The sequence below is a fragment of the Shimia fortis genome, assembly GCF_040225985.1.
Taxonomy (GTDB): domain Bacteria; phylum Pseudomonadota; class Alphaproteobacteria; order Rhodobacterales; family Rhodobacteraceae; genus Shimia.
This window is the reverse complement of sequence record NZ_JBBPEU010000002.1, coordinates 284,437-298,993: the sequence shown is the minus strand read 5'-3', so window position 1 is coordinate 298,993 and position 14,557 is coordinate 284,437. Positions and strand designations below refer to the sequence as shown.

At 61.7% G+C, this 14,557-nt stretch carries 17 protein-coding genes and 1 tRNA gene; 9 read left to right on the top strand and 9 right to left on the bottom strand.

The genetic code is table 11. The features are described from left to right. Window positions 1–28 precede the first annotated feature (28 nt). The 5 genes from WNE31_RS04745 (at window position 29) to WNE31_RS04725 (ending at window position 3,826) form a co-directional block, all read left to right on the top strand. Window positions 29–1,033, top strand: coding sequence for an SPOR domain-containing protein (locus WNE31_RS04745; RefSeq protein ID WP_349978553.1), 1,005 nt, complete (start codon window positions 29–31; stop codon window positions 1,031–1,033). Continuing rightward, window positions 1,030–2,022: a beta-N-acetylhexosaminidase gene (gene nagZ / locus WNE31_RS04740; protein WP_349978552.1), complete on the top strand. Its 993-nt coding sequence runs from the start codon at window positions 1,030–1,032 to the stop codon at window positions 2,020–2,022. Before WNE31_RS04745 ends, nagZ begins: the two co-directional genes overlap by 4 nt. Window positions 2,023–2,026: 4 nt before the next feature. Continuing rightward, the gene (locus tag WNE31_RS04735; protein WP_349978551.1) at window positions 2,027–2,824 is read left to right on the top strand and encodes a segregation and condensation protein A; all 798 of its coding nucleotides are present in this window, start codon (window positions 2,027–2,029) and stop codon (window positions 2,822–2,824) included. Then, window positions 2,817–3,479, top strand: a complete 663-nt coding sequence (gene scpB / locus WNE31_RS04730) for an SMC-Scp complex subunit ScpB (RefSeq protein WP_349978550.1) — start codon at window positions 2,817–2,819, stop codon at window positions 3,477–3,479. The genes WNE31_RS04735 and scpB overlap by 8 nt, the downstream gene beginning before the upstream one ends. A 119-nt stretch (window positions 3,480–3,598) precedes the next feature. Next, window positions 3,599–3,826: a hypothetical protein gene (locus WNE31_RS04725; RefSeq protein ID WP_349978549.1), complete on the top strand. Its 228-nt coding sequence runs from the start codon at window positions 3,599–3,601 to the stop codon at window positions 3,824–3,826. A gap of 8 nt (window positions 3,827–3,834) precedes the next feature. Here the strand turns inward: WNE31_RS04725 and WNE31_RS04720 are convergent, their stop codons facing one another. After that, window positions 3,835–4,980, bottom strand: coding sequence for an MFS transporter (locus WNE31_RS04720; protein WP_349978548.1), 1,146 nt, complete (start codon window positions 4,978–4,980; stop codon window positions 3,835–3,837). A gap of 74 nt (window positions 4,981–5,054) precedes the next feature. Here WNE31_RS04720 and WNE31_RS04715 point away from each other — a divergent pair, with 74 nt between their 5' ends. After that, window positions 5,055–5,591 (top strand): Lrp/AsnC family transcriptional regulator, encoded by a 537-nt coding sequence (locus tag WNE31_RS04715; RefSeq protein ID WP_349978547.1) that lies wholly within the window; start codon window positions 5,055–5,057, stop codon window positions 5,589–5,591. A 3-nt stretch (window positions 5,592–5,594) separates the two neighbouring features. Here WNE31_RS04715 and WNE31_RS04710 read toward each other — a convergent pair whose 3' ends face one another. The 8 genes from WNE31_RS04710 to WNE31_RS04675 all read right to left on the bottom strand — a co-directional run bounded on the left by WNE31_RS04710 (window position 5,595) and on the right by WNE31_RS04675 (window position 11,294). Continuing rightward, window positions 5,595–6,671 (bottom strand): 2'-deoxycytidine 5'-triphosphate deaminase, encoded by a 1,077-nt coding sequence (locus WNE31_RS04710; RefSeq protein ID WP_349978546.1) that lies wholly within the window; start codon window positions 6,669–6,671, stop codon window positions 5,595–5,597. Window positions 6,672–6,741: 70 nt separating this feature from the next. Continuing rightward, window positions 6,742–6,818: transfer RNA gene (locus WNE31_RS04705), tRNA-Pro, on the bottom strand. Window positions 6,819–6,878: 60 nt separating this feature from the next. Next, window positions 6,879–7,820 (bottom strand): MerR family transcriptional regulator, encoded by a 942-nt coding sequence (locus WNE31_RS04700; protein ID WP_349978545.1) that lies wholly within the window; start codon window positions 7,818–7,820, stop codon window positions 6,879–6,881. Window positions 7,821–7,835: 15 nt separating this feature from the next. Beyond that, the gene (gene ihfA, locus WNE31_RS04695) at window positions 7,836–8,138 is read right to left on the bottom strand and encodes an integration host factor subunit alpha (protein WP_349978544.1); all 303 of its coding nucleotides are present in this window, start codon (window positions 8,136–8,138) and stop codon (window positions 7,836–7,838) included. A 122-nt stretch (window positions 8,139–8,260) separates the two neighbouring features. Then, window positions 8,261–9,235, bottom strand: a complete 975-nt coding sequence (locus tag WNE31_RS04690) for a beta-ketoacyl-ACP synthase III (RefSeq protein ID WP_349978543.1) — start codon at window positions 9,233–9,235, stop codon at window positions 8,261–8,263. Continuing rightward, on the bottom strand, window positions 9,232–10,335 hold the full coding sequence (plsX, locus tag WNE31_RS04685) for a phosphate acyltransferase PlsX (RefSeq protein ID WP_349978542.1): 1,104 nt from the start codon (window positions 10,333–10,335) through the stop codon (window positions 9,232–9,234). Before plsX ends, WNE31_RS04690 begins: the two co-directional genes overlap by 4 nt. Before the next feature lie 21 nt (window positions 10,336–10,356). Beyond that, complete coding sequence (gene rpmF / locus WNE31_RS04680) at window positions 10,357–10,563, bottom strand: 50S ribosomal protein L32 (RefSeq protein WP_058311355.1); 207 nt, start codon at window positions 10,561–10,563, stop codon at window positions 10,357–10,359. Window positions 10,564–10,715: 152 nt separating this feature from the next. Then, window positions 10,716–11,294 (bottom strand): YceD family protein, encoded by a 579-nt coding sequence (locus tag WNE31_RS04675; protein WP_349978541.1) that lies wholly within the window; start codon window positions 11,292–11,294, stop codon window positions 10,716–10,718. Between the two features lie 69 nt (window positions 11,295–11,363). Here WNE31_RS04675 and WNE31_RS04670 point away from each other — a divergent pair, with 69 nt between their 5' ends. From WNE31_RS04670 to WNE31_RS04660, 3 genes are all read left to right on the top strand, one after another. Then, complete coding sequence (locus tag WNE31_RS04670) at window positions 11,364–11,822, top strand: outer membrane protein assembly factor BamE (protein WP_349978540.1); 459 nt, start codon at window positions 11,364–11,366, stop codon at window positions 11,820–11,822. Window positions 11,823–11,932: 110 nt separating this feature from the next. Continuing rightward, entirely contained in the window at window positions 11,933–12,667 is a 735-nt protein-coding gene (locus WNE31_RS04665) for a GNAT family N-acetyltransferase (protein ID WP_349978539.1), read from the top strand. Between the two features lie 74 nt (window positions 12,668–12,741). After that, window positions 12,742–14,550, top strand: a complete 1,809-nt coding sequence (locus WNE31_RS04660; RefSeq protein ID WP_349978538.1) for an ABC-F family ATP-binding cassette domain-containing protein — start codon at window positions 12,742–12,744, stop codon at window positions 14,548–14,550. Window positions 14,551–14,557 lie beyond the last annotated feature (7 nt).

The following is a 14,557-nucleotide window of genomic DNA, read 5'->3' as shown; positions in this document are numbered from 1 at the left end:
ACGGCTTCGCCGGTGGAGCGAGGCGAGCATGACAGATTTTCCAGCGGAATACGCAGCGGCAGAACAGGGGGAGTCTCCCCGGTCGGCCCGCTCGATGGGGATATTGGTCAACTGGGCCGGTGCGGCGGTTTCATTGGCGCTTGTGGCGGGCACCTGTGTCTGGGGCTACAAGTTGCTTGTGCGTGACGTGAGTGGCGTGCCGGTGGTGCGCGCGGTCGAAGGACCGATGCGCACCCGCCCCGAAGACCCCGGCGGACAACAGGCCGCGCATCAGGGCCTTGCCGTCAACGCGATTGCTGCCGATGGCGAAGCGGCCGGTCCGACGGATCGGGTGATCCTTGCGCCGCCCCCAATCAATCTGGGGCAGGACGACCTGACAGCGACGCCGGTCAAGGTGCCTGCAACTGAGGCCACCGTGACCGCCGACGCCCCACCCGCGACCGAGACAATTGACATCGAGGCCCCGGCACCGCTGGACCTGACCCAGCTTGAATCGATCGAAGCTTTGGCCGACAAGCTGGCCAGCAACGTGACCCCGCTGGCCCCGGCTACCGAGGCCGAAGAAACCCCTGTCAAGGTCTCGCTGAGCGATGTGGCGGTGGCGCCCGAAGACGAGGCGCCCACAGCAGCCCCAGAGGAAAAGCCCGAGATCATTGGCGGTCTGAAGCGGTCCCTGCGTCCGCAGGTCCGGCCTGCGGGTCTGGCTGCGGCGCCGGTTCAGGTGGCCTCGACCGATCCGATTGCCGCCGCCCCGACCGTGACCGACCCCGAGACCATTCCCGCGGGCACCCACATGGTACAGCTTGGCGCCTTTGCCAGCACCGAGATCGCCGCGGCGGAATGGAACAAGATGAACACTCGATACGAGGATTACCTTGGCGACAAGACCCGCGTGATCCAGAAGGCGCGCAGCGGCGGGCGTGATTTTTATCGCCTGCGCGCGATGGGCTTTGCTGATCTCAGCGATGCCCGCCGCCTGTGTTCCGCGCTCAAGGCCGAAGGGGCTGACTGTATTCCGGTGACCACACGGTGACGCGGTTCGGAGCGACCATTCTGGGCTGCGAAGGGCTGCGCCTGACGGCAGACGAAAAGGCGTTTTTTCGCGATGTGCGCCCGTTCGGGTTCATCCTGTTTGCACGCAATATCGACACCGCCGACCAGATCCGCGCCCTGTGTGACGAGTTGCGTGATTGCGTGGCCCACGATGCGCCGATCCTGATTGATCAGGAAGGTGGGCGGGTTCAACGGCTGCGCCAGCCGCTGGCCACCGAATGGACGCCGCCGCTTGAGTTTGTGGCGGCTGCGGGTGATGCCGCTGAACGTGCCATGTACCTGCGTTATTGCATCACGGCGCATGAACTGCGCGCGCTTGGGATTGATGCCAATTGTGCACCGCTGGTCGATGTGGCCTGCGCGGAAACGCACCCGTTCCTGAAAAACCGCTGTTATGGCATGTCGTCAGACTTGGTCGCATCCCTTGGCCGGGCCGTGGCCGAGGGCATGGCCGCCGGCGGCGTCTATTCCGTGTTGAAACACATTCCCGGTCACGGCCGCGCACAGGCCGACAGTCATCTGGACCTGCCACGCGTGTCGGCAGACCGCGCCGCGCTGGACCGCGACTTTGCCCCGTTCAAGGCGCTGAATGATCTGCCGATGGGCATGACCGCGCACCTGGTTTACGAGGCGCTGGACGAAGCCCCCGCAACGACCTCTCAGGTGATGATGGGCCTGATCCGGGACGAGATCGGGTTTGACGGGTTGATTATGACCGACGACATCTCGATGCAGGCCCTGTCAGGGCCACTTGCCACCCGGTCGCGCGACTCGATTGCCGCCGGATGTGACGTGGTGCTGCACTGCAACGGTGATTTTGCCGAGATGCAGGAGGTCGCCGCGGCAAGCGGCGAGATGACCGAGGCGGCGCAAACCCGTGCGCAGGCCGTGCTTGACCGCCGCCCACAACCCGAAACAGTTGACATTCCGGCCTTCACTGCCGAACTTGAAGCCCTCTTAGCAGGGTAGGCGTATGTCCGAAGAGACAGGTCAGGAAAACCTTCAGCTGTCCGTCGCCGACCGGCTCGCGGCAGAGGCGCTGATCGTGGATGTGGACGGGTTCGAGGGCCCGCTCGACCTGTTGCTGACCCTGTCCCGCACCCAGAAAGTGGACCTTCGGAAGATTTCCATCCTGCAATTGTCGCGTCAGTACCTGGCCTTTGTCGAGAAGGCCAAGCAGCTTCGGCTGGAACTGGCGGCGGATTATCTTGTAATGGCGGCATGGCTGGCCTTTCTCAAATCCCGCTTGCTTTTGCCGCCCGACCCGACAGAAGAGGGGCCTTCGGGCGAGGAGCTGGCCGCGCATCTCGCGTTTCAGCTGGAACGCTTGCAGGCCATGCGCGACGCTGCCGCCAAGCTGATGGCCCGCGACCGTCTGGGGCGCGATTTTTTTGCGCGCGGCGTGCCCGAGGACGTGACCCGCGTGCGGCGCGTGACCTATACGGCGACCCTGCTGGACCTCATGCAGGGCTATGCTCGCATCCGAACCCGCGACGACTTCCGCCCCTTCGTGCTTGACCGGGACTCGGTCTATACAATGGAAGAGGCGCTGGACCGGATGCGCGGGATGATCGGGTTTTCCGGCCAGTGGACCGATATCCTGAGCTATCTGCCCGTGGGGTGGGAAAACGACCCCAAGAAACGCCGGTCGGCCACGGCGGCGACCTTTGCGGCCTCGCTGGAACTGGTGAAGGAAGGCAAGGCCGAGATCCGCCAAACCGAGGTTTTCGCGCCGATCCAGCTACGGAAAAAAGATCAAGACCATGTCTGAAGAGATTGAAGAAAAAGAAGAAAGCCTGTTCGAGGCACCGCCCATCGCCGAGCAGGAACGTATGTGCGAGGCCATCCTGTTCGCCAGCGCCGAGCCGGTCACGGTCAAGGAACTAAACAGCCGGATGCCGCATGGGTGCGACGCCGCCGAGGCGCTGGTTCATCTGCGCAAACGCTATGAGGGGCGGGGCGTGCGGGTTGTGCGGGTGGGGGATGCCTGGGCCATGCGCACCGCGCCCGACCTTGGTTTTCTGATGCAGAAGGAAATGGTCGAGACCCGCAAACTGTCGCGGGCGGCCATCGAAACGCTGGCCATCATCGCCTATCACCAGCCAGTGACCCGCGCCGAGATCGAGGAAATCCGCGGTGTCAGCGTCAGCCGGGGCACGATCGACCAGTTGCTTGAAATGGAATGGATCCGCTTTGGCCGTCGCAAGATGACTCCGGGGCGGCCCGTGACCTTTGTCGTGACGGCTGAATTCCTTGACCATTTCGGGTTGGAAAACGCCCGCGACCTGCCCGGGCTGAAAGAGCTGCGCTCGGCTGGTCTGTTGGAAAACCGCCCGCCGCCGGGGACGATGCCCAAACTGGGCGGCGAGGACAGCGAAGAAGACGACACCGATGCCGAGGGCCAGTCGGAAATGTTCGAGGAATAGAAACAATCCCTTGAAATAACGAGGAGTTGATCGAAAACGCCCGCCTGTGCCTTAATCTCGGCACATTTGCTGCCTATCTGTCATGATGAGGCAGTAAATAAAGAGTTTAGGAGAGCGTGATGAACGCGAACCAGATTATCAACATGGTCATGCGCCAGTTGGTGCGCCGTTTTGTAAATTTCGGCGTGAATGCCGGTGTGGACGCGATGTCCAAAACCAAGGACAGCGCAGGCCGGGCCGAGCCACAGCAGAACCGCCAGCAGCGCAACGTGCCCCATAACGGCCAGCAGACTGCCAAGCAGGCCAAACAGGCCATGCGGATGGCGCGCCGGATGGGCCGTTTCTGACGACGCCATCAGGCCAGCCCATCTTCCCGGGTCCGGATCAGGCGGGCCCAAAGGGCCTCTGACGCCCCGAGTGCAGCCAATGTCGCCGACACCCAGAGGCAAAAGGTGATCCCCATTGTTTCAAAACCGGGACGGTAGAGCACCGTTGCGGCAAAAACACTTGCGTACATGGTGGTGGAGTTCAGCCCCATCACAGCCCCGCGTTGGCGCGGGTCAAGGCGACTGAGGCGGCTGACGGTCAGGTTCAGGCCCAGATGCTGCAAGACACCCCAGCCGAACATCAGCCCGACAATCATGGCGAAGGATCCCATCCAAGGGGTCATGGCCACGTAATATGCCGCAAGCCCCGCGAACACCGCCAGCAGACCCCGCCGCGGACCGACACGGTCCAGCCACGGATCGAACAGCATCGCCGCGCCAAAGCCCAGACCATAGGACAGCGTCAGCCAACCCGCCTCGCGTACGTCGCGCTGCAACGTGTCAGTCAGGTGCGCGCCGAGGTAATTGTAGATTCCGTAAAACCCCGTGCCCAACATCAGCACCGAGAACAGGGCAGGCAAGATGCCCGGCACGCGCAGCGCGCTCAGCGGTGACGTGACCTCTTTGGCCGGAATGTGGGGCGGAAAGGCGCGGCGACGCAGGATGACAAGGGCGATTACGATCCCCAACGCCAACACCGCAAAAACCGCGCGCCAATGCACAAGGTCGGCGATATAGGCTGACAGGGTCACGCCGCCCACCATAGAGAGCGTCCAGCCGGTCAGGACCATGCCCATCGTGCGCGATTCCTGCCCCTCGGGCGCAAGAATCGCGGCAAGGGAATAGATCGCGGGCAGGGACATGCCGACCCCCACGCCCGCAATCCCCTGGCCAAGGCTGAGCAGGGGCAGAGAGGGGGTCGCAGCACTCAGGGTCAGCCCCGCCACAACCAGCATTAACCCGGTCTGCATGGCGACATGCGGCCCCACCCGGTCGGCGCGCGGTGCGAGGAACAGTGCCGACAACGCCACCCCGACGCCATAGATGGCGGCGGCGGTCATCACGTCCGACGTGCGCGCGACACCCAATCCCGTGGCCACTTCTGCGGCGATGGGGGACAGCACCAGAGAATTGGCCCCGATGAGACCGACACAGATCATCAGCAAAAGAATCATAGGCCATCCCCTTGATGACATGAATAAGGTTCGGCTAGGCAGTATTCGACAAAACCATGTTCAGGGAAGTTCTAATGGCCAAGCGCGATGCAGAAACAGATAATCTTCAGTCATCCCGGCCACGGGCCAAGCCGCTGGATGGTCTGGATCGAAAAATATTAGGCGCCCTGACCGAGGATGCCACGCGATCTTATGCCGATCTCGGGCGCGAAGTGGGGCTGTCCGCACCTGCCGTGCATGAGCGGGTCAAACGTTTGCGGGCCAGTGGCGTGATCAAGCGCACCAGTGCTGATCTGCACGGGCCGTCTCTGGGCAAGGATTTCCTGGCTTTCGTGCATGTCGAGGCAGCAGGTTGGGGCAAGACCGAGGGCGTCATGCAAATGGCTGAACTGCCCGAAGTCGAAGAGGTGCACGCAGTCACCGGAGACACCGGCCTGATCCTCAAGGTGCGCATGGATTGCCCCGAGGCGATGGAGGGGTTTCTGTGGCGCATCTACGACATGCCGGGGGTGCGTTCGACGCGGACTTACGTGGTGTTGTCCACCCACCTTGAACGCGGGGTGCAAGCCGGAATCACGCCGGAACTTTCGCAGGGTGATCACCTGAAATAGAGGTTATACCGCCTTGAAATGCTTGGACAGTTTCAGACCCTGTCCCTGATAATTCGAGGCGATGCCCGCGCCGTAAAGCTGTTCGGGGACATCTGCCATACGTTCATAGACCAGACGCCCCACGACCTGCCCGTGTTCCAGCACAAAAGGTGCCTCGTGGCAGCGCACCTCGAGCACGCCGCGTGATCCGGACCCGCCAGCTGCGTCATGGCCAAATCCGGGATCGAAAAAGCCCGCATAATGCACCCGGAATTCACCGACCATGGCCAGATAGGGCGCCATTTCGGCGGCATAGGCGGGCGGGATATGCACCGCCTCGCGGCTGACCAGAATATAGAAGGCGCCCGGATCAAGGATGATCTTGCCATCGGTGGTGCGCACTTCTTCCCAGTATTCGGCGGGGTCGTAATGCCCGATATTGTCCAGATCAATCACCCCGGTATGGGGTTTTGCGCGATAGCCGACCAGATCGCCCGCGGCAGGTTTGAGATCGACAGAAAACCCGAGCCCGTCATCAATCACCGCCTCGCCATCCACAAGCGGGCTGCGTTCATGCAGGACGCCGAGATCGGCATCGGTAAGAATGCTCTGTCCCTTGCGGAACCGAATCTGGTTCAGGCGCATACCGGGCCGGACCAGTACCGAGAATGAGCGCGGGCAGATTTCGGCATAAAGCGGGCCGGAATAGCCTTGCGGGATGCGGTCGAACTCGGTCCCGCCATCGGTGATGGTGCGGGTCAAAAGGTCAAGCCGCCCTGTCGAGCTTTTGGCGTTTGCCACGGCCTGCACATCTTCCGGCAGGTCCAGAGATTCCATCAGGGGCACGACATAGACGCAGCCCTTTTCCAGAACCGCGCCATCGTTGAGATCAATCCGGTGCATTTCAAATTCGTCCAGCCGCTGCATCACGCTGCGGCCCTGACCGGCCAGGAATGAGGCGCGCACGCGATAGGCCACGGTGCCAAGGCGCAGATCAAGACTGGCGGGCTGGACTTGGCCTTCAACAGGGGCAGGGGAGGCCAGGATTTCGCCATCCCGCAGCATCGCTTCGATGGTCTGGCTGGGCAATACGCCGGTCATGAAATCCTCCCAAACTGTCGTGCCGGATACAAAAAACGCCCGGACCACGAAGGCCACGGGCGGTTTTGTATGGTCGGGCTAGCAGGACTCGAACCTGCGACCTTCCGTCCCCCAGACGGACGCGCTACCAGGCTGCGCCATAGCCCGACGATGGGGCGTTCATAACGTATTTGCGGACGGGGGCAAGTCAAAAAACGCAAACTTTGTTCAGGCATTTTCCTTTTCGGCCACCTGTGCCTGCCAGTCCCTGATCTTCTGCAAAAGGGCGGCGACATCCTCGCGGTGTTCGGGGCGAATGGCGCGCGCGCGGGCAAGGATCGGCAGGTAACTGACCGACAGGTCCATCTCGGTGGAGTCGCGCTCGGGCGCAGGGGGCGCCTCTGGTGCAGAGTCTGCAGCTTCCTCCATGGCGGCCGGGGCCACGTCTTCTTCGACACGGGCCTCTGGCTGCGGTTCTTCGGTGGGGGCCGCTGTTATGTCGGGCATCTCCGGGATGTCTTCCACCTCGGGTGTGTCGTCTTCTGCATCTGCCTCGGCCAGCGTTTGCGCAACGAGCGCCTCGGTGGGGTCAGCGTCGTTTTCCTCGGAAGTGGCCTCTTCCACGGGGGGCGTGGTGTCTTGTGCCACTGTTACAGGGGCGGGCTCGGAGGTAGTAGGGTCTGCCGCAGGCTCGACTGGTGTGTCCTGCTTGGCGGCAATGGCAAAGAGATCGCCCACCACTTCGTCCAGATCTTCGGGTGTGGTGTCGTCGTCAGCGGGCGCCGGTGCGGCGGGCTGCTGAAAGCTCAGGATCGTGCCCGCCTCTTCCGGCGGCTGTTCTTCAGCAATCGCGGGGGTGGCAGTTGCCGAGATGACCTCTTCATCTTCGTCATCAATCGGTTGCGACAGGCCCGAGACGTATTTGATGCCTTTGTCGCGTAGCAGTTTCTGCACGCCTTTGATGGTCATGCCGTCGTCATGCAGCAGTTTCTTGATCCCTCCCAAAAGGCGCATATCGGCCGGGCGGTAGTAACGGCGCCCGCCGGCGCGTTTGACAGGTTTGACCTGTGAAAACTTGCTTTCCCAGAAGCGCAGGACATGGGCCTGCGTGTCCAACCAATCCGCAACTTCGCTGATGGTGCGAAAGGCGTTGGGGGATTTGCTGCCCATTGCGACGGCCCTGCCTTATTTCTTGTTTCCGCTGGCGACCCGTTCCTTCATGAGATGGGACGGCCGGAAGGTCAGCACGCGGCGGGGGTTGATCGGAACCTCTTCGCCGGTCTTGGGGTTGCGGCCTACACGGGCGGCCTTGTCCCGTACGCTGAAGGTGCCAAAGGACGAGATCTTGACCTGTTCTCCATCCACCAGCGCGTCGGACATATGAGCCAGAACACTTTCGACAAGCTGCGCGGAATCATTGCGGGAGAGACCGACCTCTCGGAAGACGGCTTCGCTCAGATCCATACGCGTCAGTGTTTTCTCGCTCATTGCATTTCCCCCTCGTTGTCTGGACCAACTTTAGGGGGAAGGAATTTTCCGAGTCAATATCAACGACTTGGAAAGAGCAGTTTAGACGGAATAGTTCGGGGTTTCCGGCGTGAAAGGGCTAGTTACCAGCGCAGAACCACCGATCCCCATGCCAGACCGCCGCCGATTGCCTCGGTCACGAGCAGATCACCCTGCTTGATCTGGCCACGTTCCACCCCCACCGACAGCGCCAGCGGGATCGACGCGGCAGAGGTGTTGCCGTGGTCCTGAACGGTGACAATCACGCGATCCATCGGGACGCCCATTTTCTTGGCGGTGCCCTGGATGATGCGGATATTGGCCTGGTGCGGGACGATCCAGTCGACCGAGTCGTCGGTCAGCCCGATCTTTTCCAGCGCGGTATGTGCCGTCGAGGTCAGCTTTTCCACGGCCTGACGGAACAGGGCATTGCCCTGCATGCGCAGCTTGCCCGACGTGCCGGTGGTCGACACGCCGCCGTCTACGAACAGCATGTCACGGTATTGCCCGTCGGAGTTTAGGTCCGCGGACAGGATGCCGCGATCCTCGGTATTGCCATTGCCAACCTCGGCCTGCAGCACCAGAGCCCCGGCGCCATCGCCGAACAGCACACAGGTGGCCCGGTCTTCCCAATCCATGATGCGGCTGAAGGTTTCGGCCCCCACGACCAGCACGGTTTTGCACTGGCCCGACAGAATCAGCGCATTGGCATTGGTCAGGGCATAGATGAAGCCCGCACAGACCGCCTGAACGTCAAAGCCGAAGCCGCGCGTCATGCCCAGTTTTTGTTGCAGCATGGTTGCCACGGACGGGAAGGTCAGGTCGGGGGTCGAGGTGGCGACCACGATGCCGTCGATGTCGTCGGCCTGCATGCCAGCGTTTTCCAGCGCGTGACGGGCCGCCTCGAATGCAAGATCCGAAGTGGTTTGATCTTCGGCAGCAAAATGACGGCGTTCAATGCCCGAGCGCGAGCGAATCCATTCGTCTGATGTGTCGAGAGATTTTTCAAATTCCGAATTCGGAACAACCCGATCAGGAAGATAGTGCCCAACGCCTTTGACCACGGCGCGTAGTGTCATGATGTTGTTCCGTTATTGTCCGCTGACGTCGCGGCATCTTGGGGCAGGCTCACGGCGGATGCAACCCGTGCCGCGAGTTTTTCCGAGAAGCCGGACTGTGACAATTTGAACGCCAGTTTGACGGCGGCAGAGACCCCGGTGGCATCGGCGCCGCCGTGGGATTTCACGACCGTGCCGTTCAGGCCCAGAAAAACGCCGCCATTCACGCGGCGCGGGTCGATTCGCTTGTTCAGGCGGTTAAGCGAGGTATAGGCCAGCACCGCCGCCAGTCGCGACAGGGGCGAGAACTTGAACGCTTCGCGCAGCAGGCTGCCGATCAGGCTGGCCGTGCCTTCGCCGGTTTTGAGCGCCACGTTGCCGGTAAACCCGTCGGTCACGATTACGTCGGCCACATCGCCGGGGATGTCGCTGCCTTCAACGAATCCCACGAAATCGAAATGTGCGGCCTCGGCGTTCTGGGCGATCATTTCATGGGCGAGTTTCAGTTCAGCCCGGCCTTTGTGTTCCTCGGTGCCGACATTGAGCAGACCGACTCGAGGTCGGCTCAGCTCCATGCCGTTGCGGGCATAGGAGGCACCCATCAGAGCATATTGCAGAAGGTCTTGTTCATCCGCGCGGATATCGGCGCCGACATCCAGCATGATGTTGAACCCGTGTGCATTGCGCGAGGGCCACAGCACTGCGATGGCGGGGCGGTTGACACCCGGCAGCTTGCGCAGACGCACCACCGACAAAAGCATCAGCGCGCCGGTATTGCCACAGGACACGCAGACATCGGCCTCGCCATTGCGGACCGAGTCGAGCGCCGAGCGCATCGAGGTATCCTGACGCCGCATGACCTGGCTGGGCTTGTCATCCATCGACACGACGCCCAAGGCATCGCGAATCTCGACCCGCCCGGCCAAGGGCTTTTTCTTGGCCACAAGCGGTTCCAGCTGGTCTTTGGGACCATGCAGGATGAACCGGATATCTGGATTTTTCTTGGCCGAATGCGAAATGCCGGCAACAACTGCTGCCGGCCCGCGATCGCCACCCATGGCGTCTACCGAGATTGTGGTGCGCCCGGCACCCGACTTAGCGTTTTCGCTGAAAGCGGTCATGCAGGCGCAATCCCAGAGTGGTTATGCTGCGTCTTCGTCCAGATCGACGTCTTCAACCATGGCGACGACTTCGCGGTCGTCATAGTGGCCACAGGACGCACACACGTGGTGGGGACGCTTCAGTTCACCACAGTTGGGGCATTCATTCGGGTTTGCAGCAACCAGAGCGTCGTGGGCACGACGGTTGTTGCGGCGGGATTTCGAAACTTTGTTCTGCTGGACAGCCATGTCGCAACCTTCGATGTTCTAGGGGGCCAAAGACGACGCTGTGGGCCCGATTTCCTGAGTGTCCCGAGCCATTACGCGTAATGAACGCCCGAGTCCAACTCTAAATTCCAATGAGCGCGCGAAAATACTGCGATTTTCCCAAATCGCAAGGGCTATTTTTCGTCCTCATCCGCAAGTTTATCACGCAACCCCGCCAGACCGGCAAAAGGCCGCGCGTCTTCGTCCGTCATGGCCTTTTTTCCCGGTTCGGTAAAGACCTTTTCCGCAATCTCGGCCCCGTCGGCGCGCGGATATAGTGGCAGGTTCAGTGCCAGTGCTTCGGAAAGGATGGCGGAAATGTCTATTTCCGCGCCCAGCCGTTCGGCGTTTTCATCCTCGGGCATTTCGATTTCCTCGGCGTCTTCATCGACATATGGCAAATCCGCAAGGAAGCGGCGTTCGACCTCGGCCTCGATCCGCGTGGTGACGGGATCGAGGGACACGACGCAGGGCTGCACCACCGTAGCGCCCAGATGGGCGATCAGTTGCCAGTCGGATTTGCCATATGCGCTGATTTGCCCGATCAGCGCCACTTTGCGCAATCCGAGCAAGTCCAGACCGGCTGCCAGTTTATCGAGTTCCGCCTTGCCCGGACGCAGTTCGAAGGGCGTCTTTTGATTCTGCGGCAGGTCCGCCACGCGGAATTTGAGCGGTTTTTCGGGGGTCTCGACCATCGGCAGGGGTGCTTCCATTCTTGAACCAGAGGGATTCATTATGTAAGCGGGATAGAAGGCGACACAAGCCAAGACAAGAGGGCAGTCATGACAGCACGCAGCAATCGCACGAAACTCGCGTTTCTGGGCCTCGCGCTTTCTGTCTCGGTGGCCTGCACCACCCAGTACCGTAATCACGGATATGTCCCCCCGGCAGAAGATCTGTCGAATATCACCGTGGGCGTCGACACACGCGACTCGGTGGCCGAGTCGGTTGGCACGCCCACGGCGTCAGGTGTGACCAATGACGGGGGCTATTATTACGTCCGCACGCGGGTGCGTCATTACGGGGCGCGCGAGCCGCAAGTGGTCGAACGCCGGATGGTCGCGATCACCTTTGATACGCGCGGTGTGGTCAACAACATCTCGGAATACGCACTGGAAGACGGGCAGGCCGTACCGCTTGCACGCCGCGTGACCGACAACGGTGTCGAGGACCAATCGGTCCTGTCGCAGGTTCTCGCAAATATCGGCAACTTCGCTCCGGGCGCGCTCGGCTCCAACTGATCGCTGTAAGCCGGACGTGACAAGAGACTTGGCGCGGCGCGCCGGGGCTGTCATTCTGGTGTCACCTCTGGTGTCTTATACAGGCGGCGGATCAACCGGCGGGGCTTGGGATGGTAGCTTTGGTCAAAGGGCGCTATGTCGCCCGCGAAGCAGAAAACGCAGATGACGTTGCAGCGGCGCAGAAGCTGCGCCAAGTGGCGTTTCATGGCGACGACGGCGACCTTGATCAGGATTCGTTTGATCCGATCTGCACGCATATCCTTGTCGAAGACCGCTCGACGGGCACGCTTGTCTGCTGTTTCCGCTTTCTGCCGCTTGCAGGCGGCAGCGAGATCGATCGCAGCTACTCCGCACAGTTTTACGAACTCAGCGCGCTGCAGGCGTTTGAGGGCGCCATGGTCGAGATGGGGCGGTTCTGCGTGCATCCTGACTATTCGGATCCGGATATCCTGCGGGTGGCATGGGGGGCGATGACCACCTATGTGGACGAGAACGGGGTCGAACTGCTGTTCGGCTGTTCGTCTTTTTCCGGCACCGAGGCGGACGAGTATCTGGACGCTTTCGCGATGCTGCGCGACCGGCACCTTGCGCCGAAACGCTGGTTGCCCAAGGTCAAGGCCCCGAATGTGTTCCGGTTTGCTGCGCGGCTGCGGCGCAAGCCCGACCTGAAACAGGCCCAGTTGCGGATGCCGCCCCTCTTGCGCACCTATCTCTTGATGGGGGGATGGGTCAGCGACCATGCCGTCGTCGACCGCCAGATGAACACGCTGCATGTCTTCACGGGGCTGGAAATCGCCGCCATCCCGCCCGCGCGCAAACGTCTGTTGCGGGCCATCGGGGCCTGAGACTGGCCGGATAATCACCTGCGATCAAACGCGGCCTGTTGACGGCTCCTTGCGGGCGGTTTAGCCCCTCTGGCATGGCACGTATTCCTTTGTTGCAGATGAACGGCATTTCCCTGACCTTTGGCGGGGATCCGGTATTCGACGGGCTGGACCTTGTGGTGCAGCCGGGCGATCGCGTGGCGCTTGTGGGGCGCAACGGGTCGGGTAAATCCACGCTGATGAAGGTCATGGCCGGTCTGGTCGAACCCGATCACGGCGACATCGTGGTGCCGCCGGGGGTGACGGTTGGCTATATGGAGCAGGAACCGGACATGGCGGGGTTTGCCACGTTGGGCGATTTCGCCTCGGCAGCGCTGGACCCCGGCGAGCTTTACAAGGTCGAACGCGCGGGCGAGGGCCTGAAGTTCGATCCCGCCCGCTCGGTTCAAACCGCCTCGGGCGGCGAACGTCGCCGCGCTGCGCTGGCCCGGCTGATGGCCGAGGCGCCGGAACTGATGCTGTTGGACGAACCGACCAACCACCTTGATATCGAGGCGATCGGCTGGCTTGAATCCGAACTGTCTTCGACACGCGCGGCCTATGTGCTGATCTCGCACGACCGCGCCTTTCTACGTGCACTGACGCGTGCAACCCTCTGGATTGACAGGGGAATGGTGCGTCGGCAAGAAAAGGGGTTCGAGGCGTTCGAAGGCTGGCGCGACAAGGTCTGGGAAGAAGAGGACGTGGCCCGTCACAAGCTGGACCGCAAGATCAAGTCCGAGGCGCGCTGGGCCGTCGAAGGCATCAGCGCCCGGCGCAAACGTAATATGGGCCGCGTGCGCGCCCTTGGGGATTTACGGGCCGAACGTGCCGCACAGATCAAACGACAGGGCACCGCCGCCTTTGAGCTGGCTGCCGGTCCGAAGTCGGGCAAAAAGGTCATCGAGGCCAAGGATCTGGCCAAAGCGTTCGGTGACAAAGATATCGTGCGCAATTTCTCGTTGACGATCCAGCGGGGCGACCGCGTGGCCTTTGTCGGCCCGAACGGGGTGGGCAAGACCACGGTCATCAAGATGCTGATGGGGCAGGAATCGCCGGATGCGGGGCAGGTGACGCTGGGCACAAATCTGGTGCCGGCCATTTTTGACCAATCCCGTGCACAACTGGACCCGGAGATGAGCCTTTGGGACAGCCTGACCGGGGATCCCGACATGCGGGTGTCAGGCAAGGCCGATCAGGTCATGGTGCGGGGCAATCCGAAACACGTGGTGGGGTATCTCAAGGATTTCCTGTTTGATGAACGTCAGGCCCGCGCGCCGGTGCGGTCGCTCTCGGGCGGGGAAAAGGCGCGGCTCTTGCTGGCCAAGCTGATGGCGCGCGAAAGCAACCTGTTGGTGCTGGACGAACCGACCAACGATCTGGACGTGGAAACGCTCGACCTGTTGCAAGAGTTGCTGGATACCTATGACGGCACCGTGCTGCTGGTCAGCCACGACCGCGATTTCCTTGACCGTGTTGCCACCACGACCATCGCCATGGAGGGCAATGGCCGCGCGACCGTCTATGCCGGCGGCTGGAGTGATTATCAGGCCCAGAAGGGCGACGATGCCGCAGAAAAGAGCGCGAAATCAAAGCCCAAGGCGGAAAAGGTCAAGCAGGAGAAAACGCCGAAAGAGGGTTTGAGTTTTACCGAGAAACACCGGCTCGAGGCGCTGCCCGGCGTGATGGAACGGCTAGAGGCCGAGATCGCCAAGCTGGAAGAGTTCCTGATGGATCCGGACCTGTTTACCAAGGAACCAGTCAAATTCCAGAAAGCCACAGATGCGCTGGTCGAACGTCAAACCGCCCTGGCGGAGGCCGAGGAAGAATGGCTGATGCTCGAGGAGAAAGCCGAGAGCGGGTAAAGGGTTT

What these genes read in the sequence shown, in the direction of transcription:
- WNE31_RS04690 (WP_349978543.1), bottom strand. Translation starts at nt 9,235, where the DNA reads ATGACACTACGCGCCGTGGTCAAAGGCGTTGGGCACTATCTTCCTGAT.
- WNE31_RS04715 (WP_349978547.1), top strand. Translation starts at nt 5,055, where the DNA reads ATGGCCAAGCGCGATGCAGAAACAGATAATCTTCAGTCATCCCGGCCA.
- WNE31_RS04725 (WP_349978549.1), top strand. Translation starts at nt 3,599, where the DNA reads ATGAACGCGAACCAGATTATCAACATGGTCATGCGCCAGTTGGTGCGC.
- scpB (WP_349978550.1), top strand. Translation starts at nt 2,817, where the DNA reads ATGTCTGAAGAGATTGAAGAAAAAGAAGAAAGCCTGTTCGAGGCACCG.
- plsX (WP_349978542.1), bottom strand. Translation starts at nt 10,335, where the DNA reads ATGACCGCTTTCAGCGAAAACGCTAAGTCGGGTGCCGGGCGCACCACA.
- WNE31_RS04710 (WP_349978546.1), bottom strand. Translation starts at nt 6,671, where the DNA reads ATGACCGGCGTATTGCCCAGCCAGACCATCGAAGCGATGCTGCGGGAT.
- WNE31_RS04735 (WP_349978551.1), top strand. Translation starts at nt 2,027, where the DNA reads ATGTCCGAAGAGACAGGTCAGGAAAACCTTCAGCTGTCCGTCGCCGAC.
- WNE31_RS04720 (WP_349978548.1), bottom strand. Translation starts at nt 4,980, where the DNA reads ATGATTCTTTTGCTGATGATCTGTGTCGGTCTCATCGGGGCCAATTCT.
- WNE31_RS04665 (WP_349978539.1), top strand. Translation starts at nt 11,933, where the DNA reads ATGGTAGCTTTGGTCAAAGGGCGCTATGTCGCCCGCGAAGCAGAAAAC.
- rpmF (WP_058311355.1), bottom strand. Translation starts at nt 10,563, where the DNA reads ATGGCTGTCCAGCAGAACAAAGTTTCGAAATCCCGCCGCAACAACCGT.
- WNE31_RS04700 (WP_349978545.1), bottom strand. Translation starts at nt 7,820, where the DNA reads ATGGGCAGCAAATCCCCCAACGCCTTTCGCACCATCAGCGAAGTTGCG.
- WNE31_RS04670 (WP_349978540.1), top strand. Translation starts at nt 11,364, where the DNA reads ATGACAGCACGCAGCAATCGCACGAAACTCGCGTTTCTGGGCCTCGCG.
- WNE31_RS04745 (WP_349978553.1), top strand. Translation starts at nt 29, where the DNA reads ATGACAGATTTTCCAGCGGAATACGCAGCGGCAGAACAGGGGGAGTCT.
- ihfA (WP_349978544.1), bottom strand. Translation starts at nt 8,138, where the DNA reads ATGAGCGAGAAAACACTGACGCGTATGGATCTGAGCGAAGCCGTCTTC.
- WNE31_RS04660 (WP_349978538.1), top strand. Translation starts at nt 12,742, where the DNA reads ATGGCACGTATTCCTTTGTTGCAGATGAACGGCATTTCCCTGACCTTT.
- WNE31_RS04675 (WP_349978541.1), bottom strand. Translation starts at nt 11,294, where the DNA reads ATGGAAGCACCCCTGCCGATGGTCGAGACCCCCGAAAAACCGCTCAAA.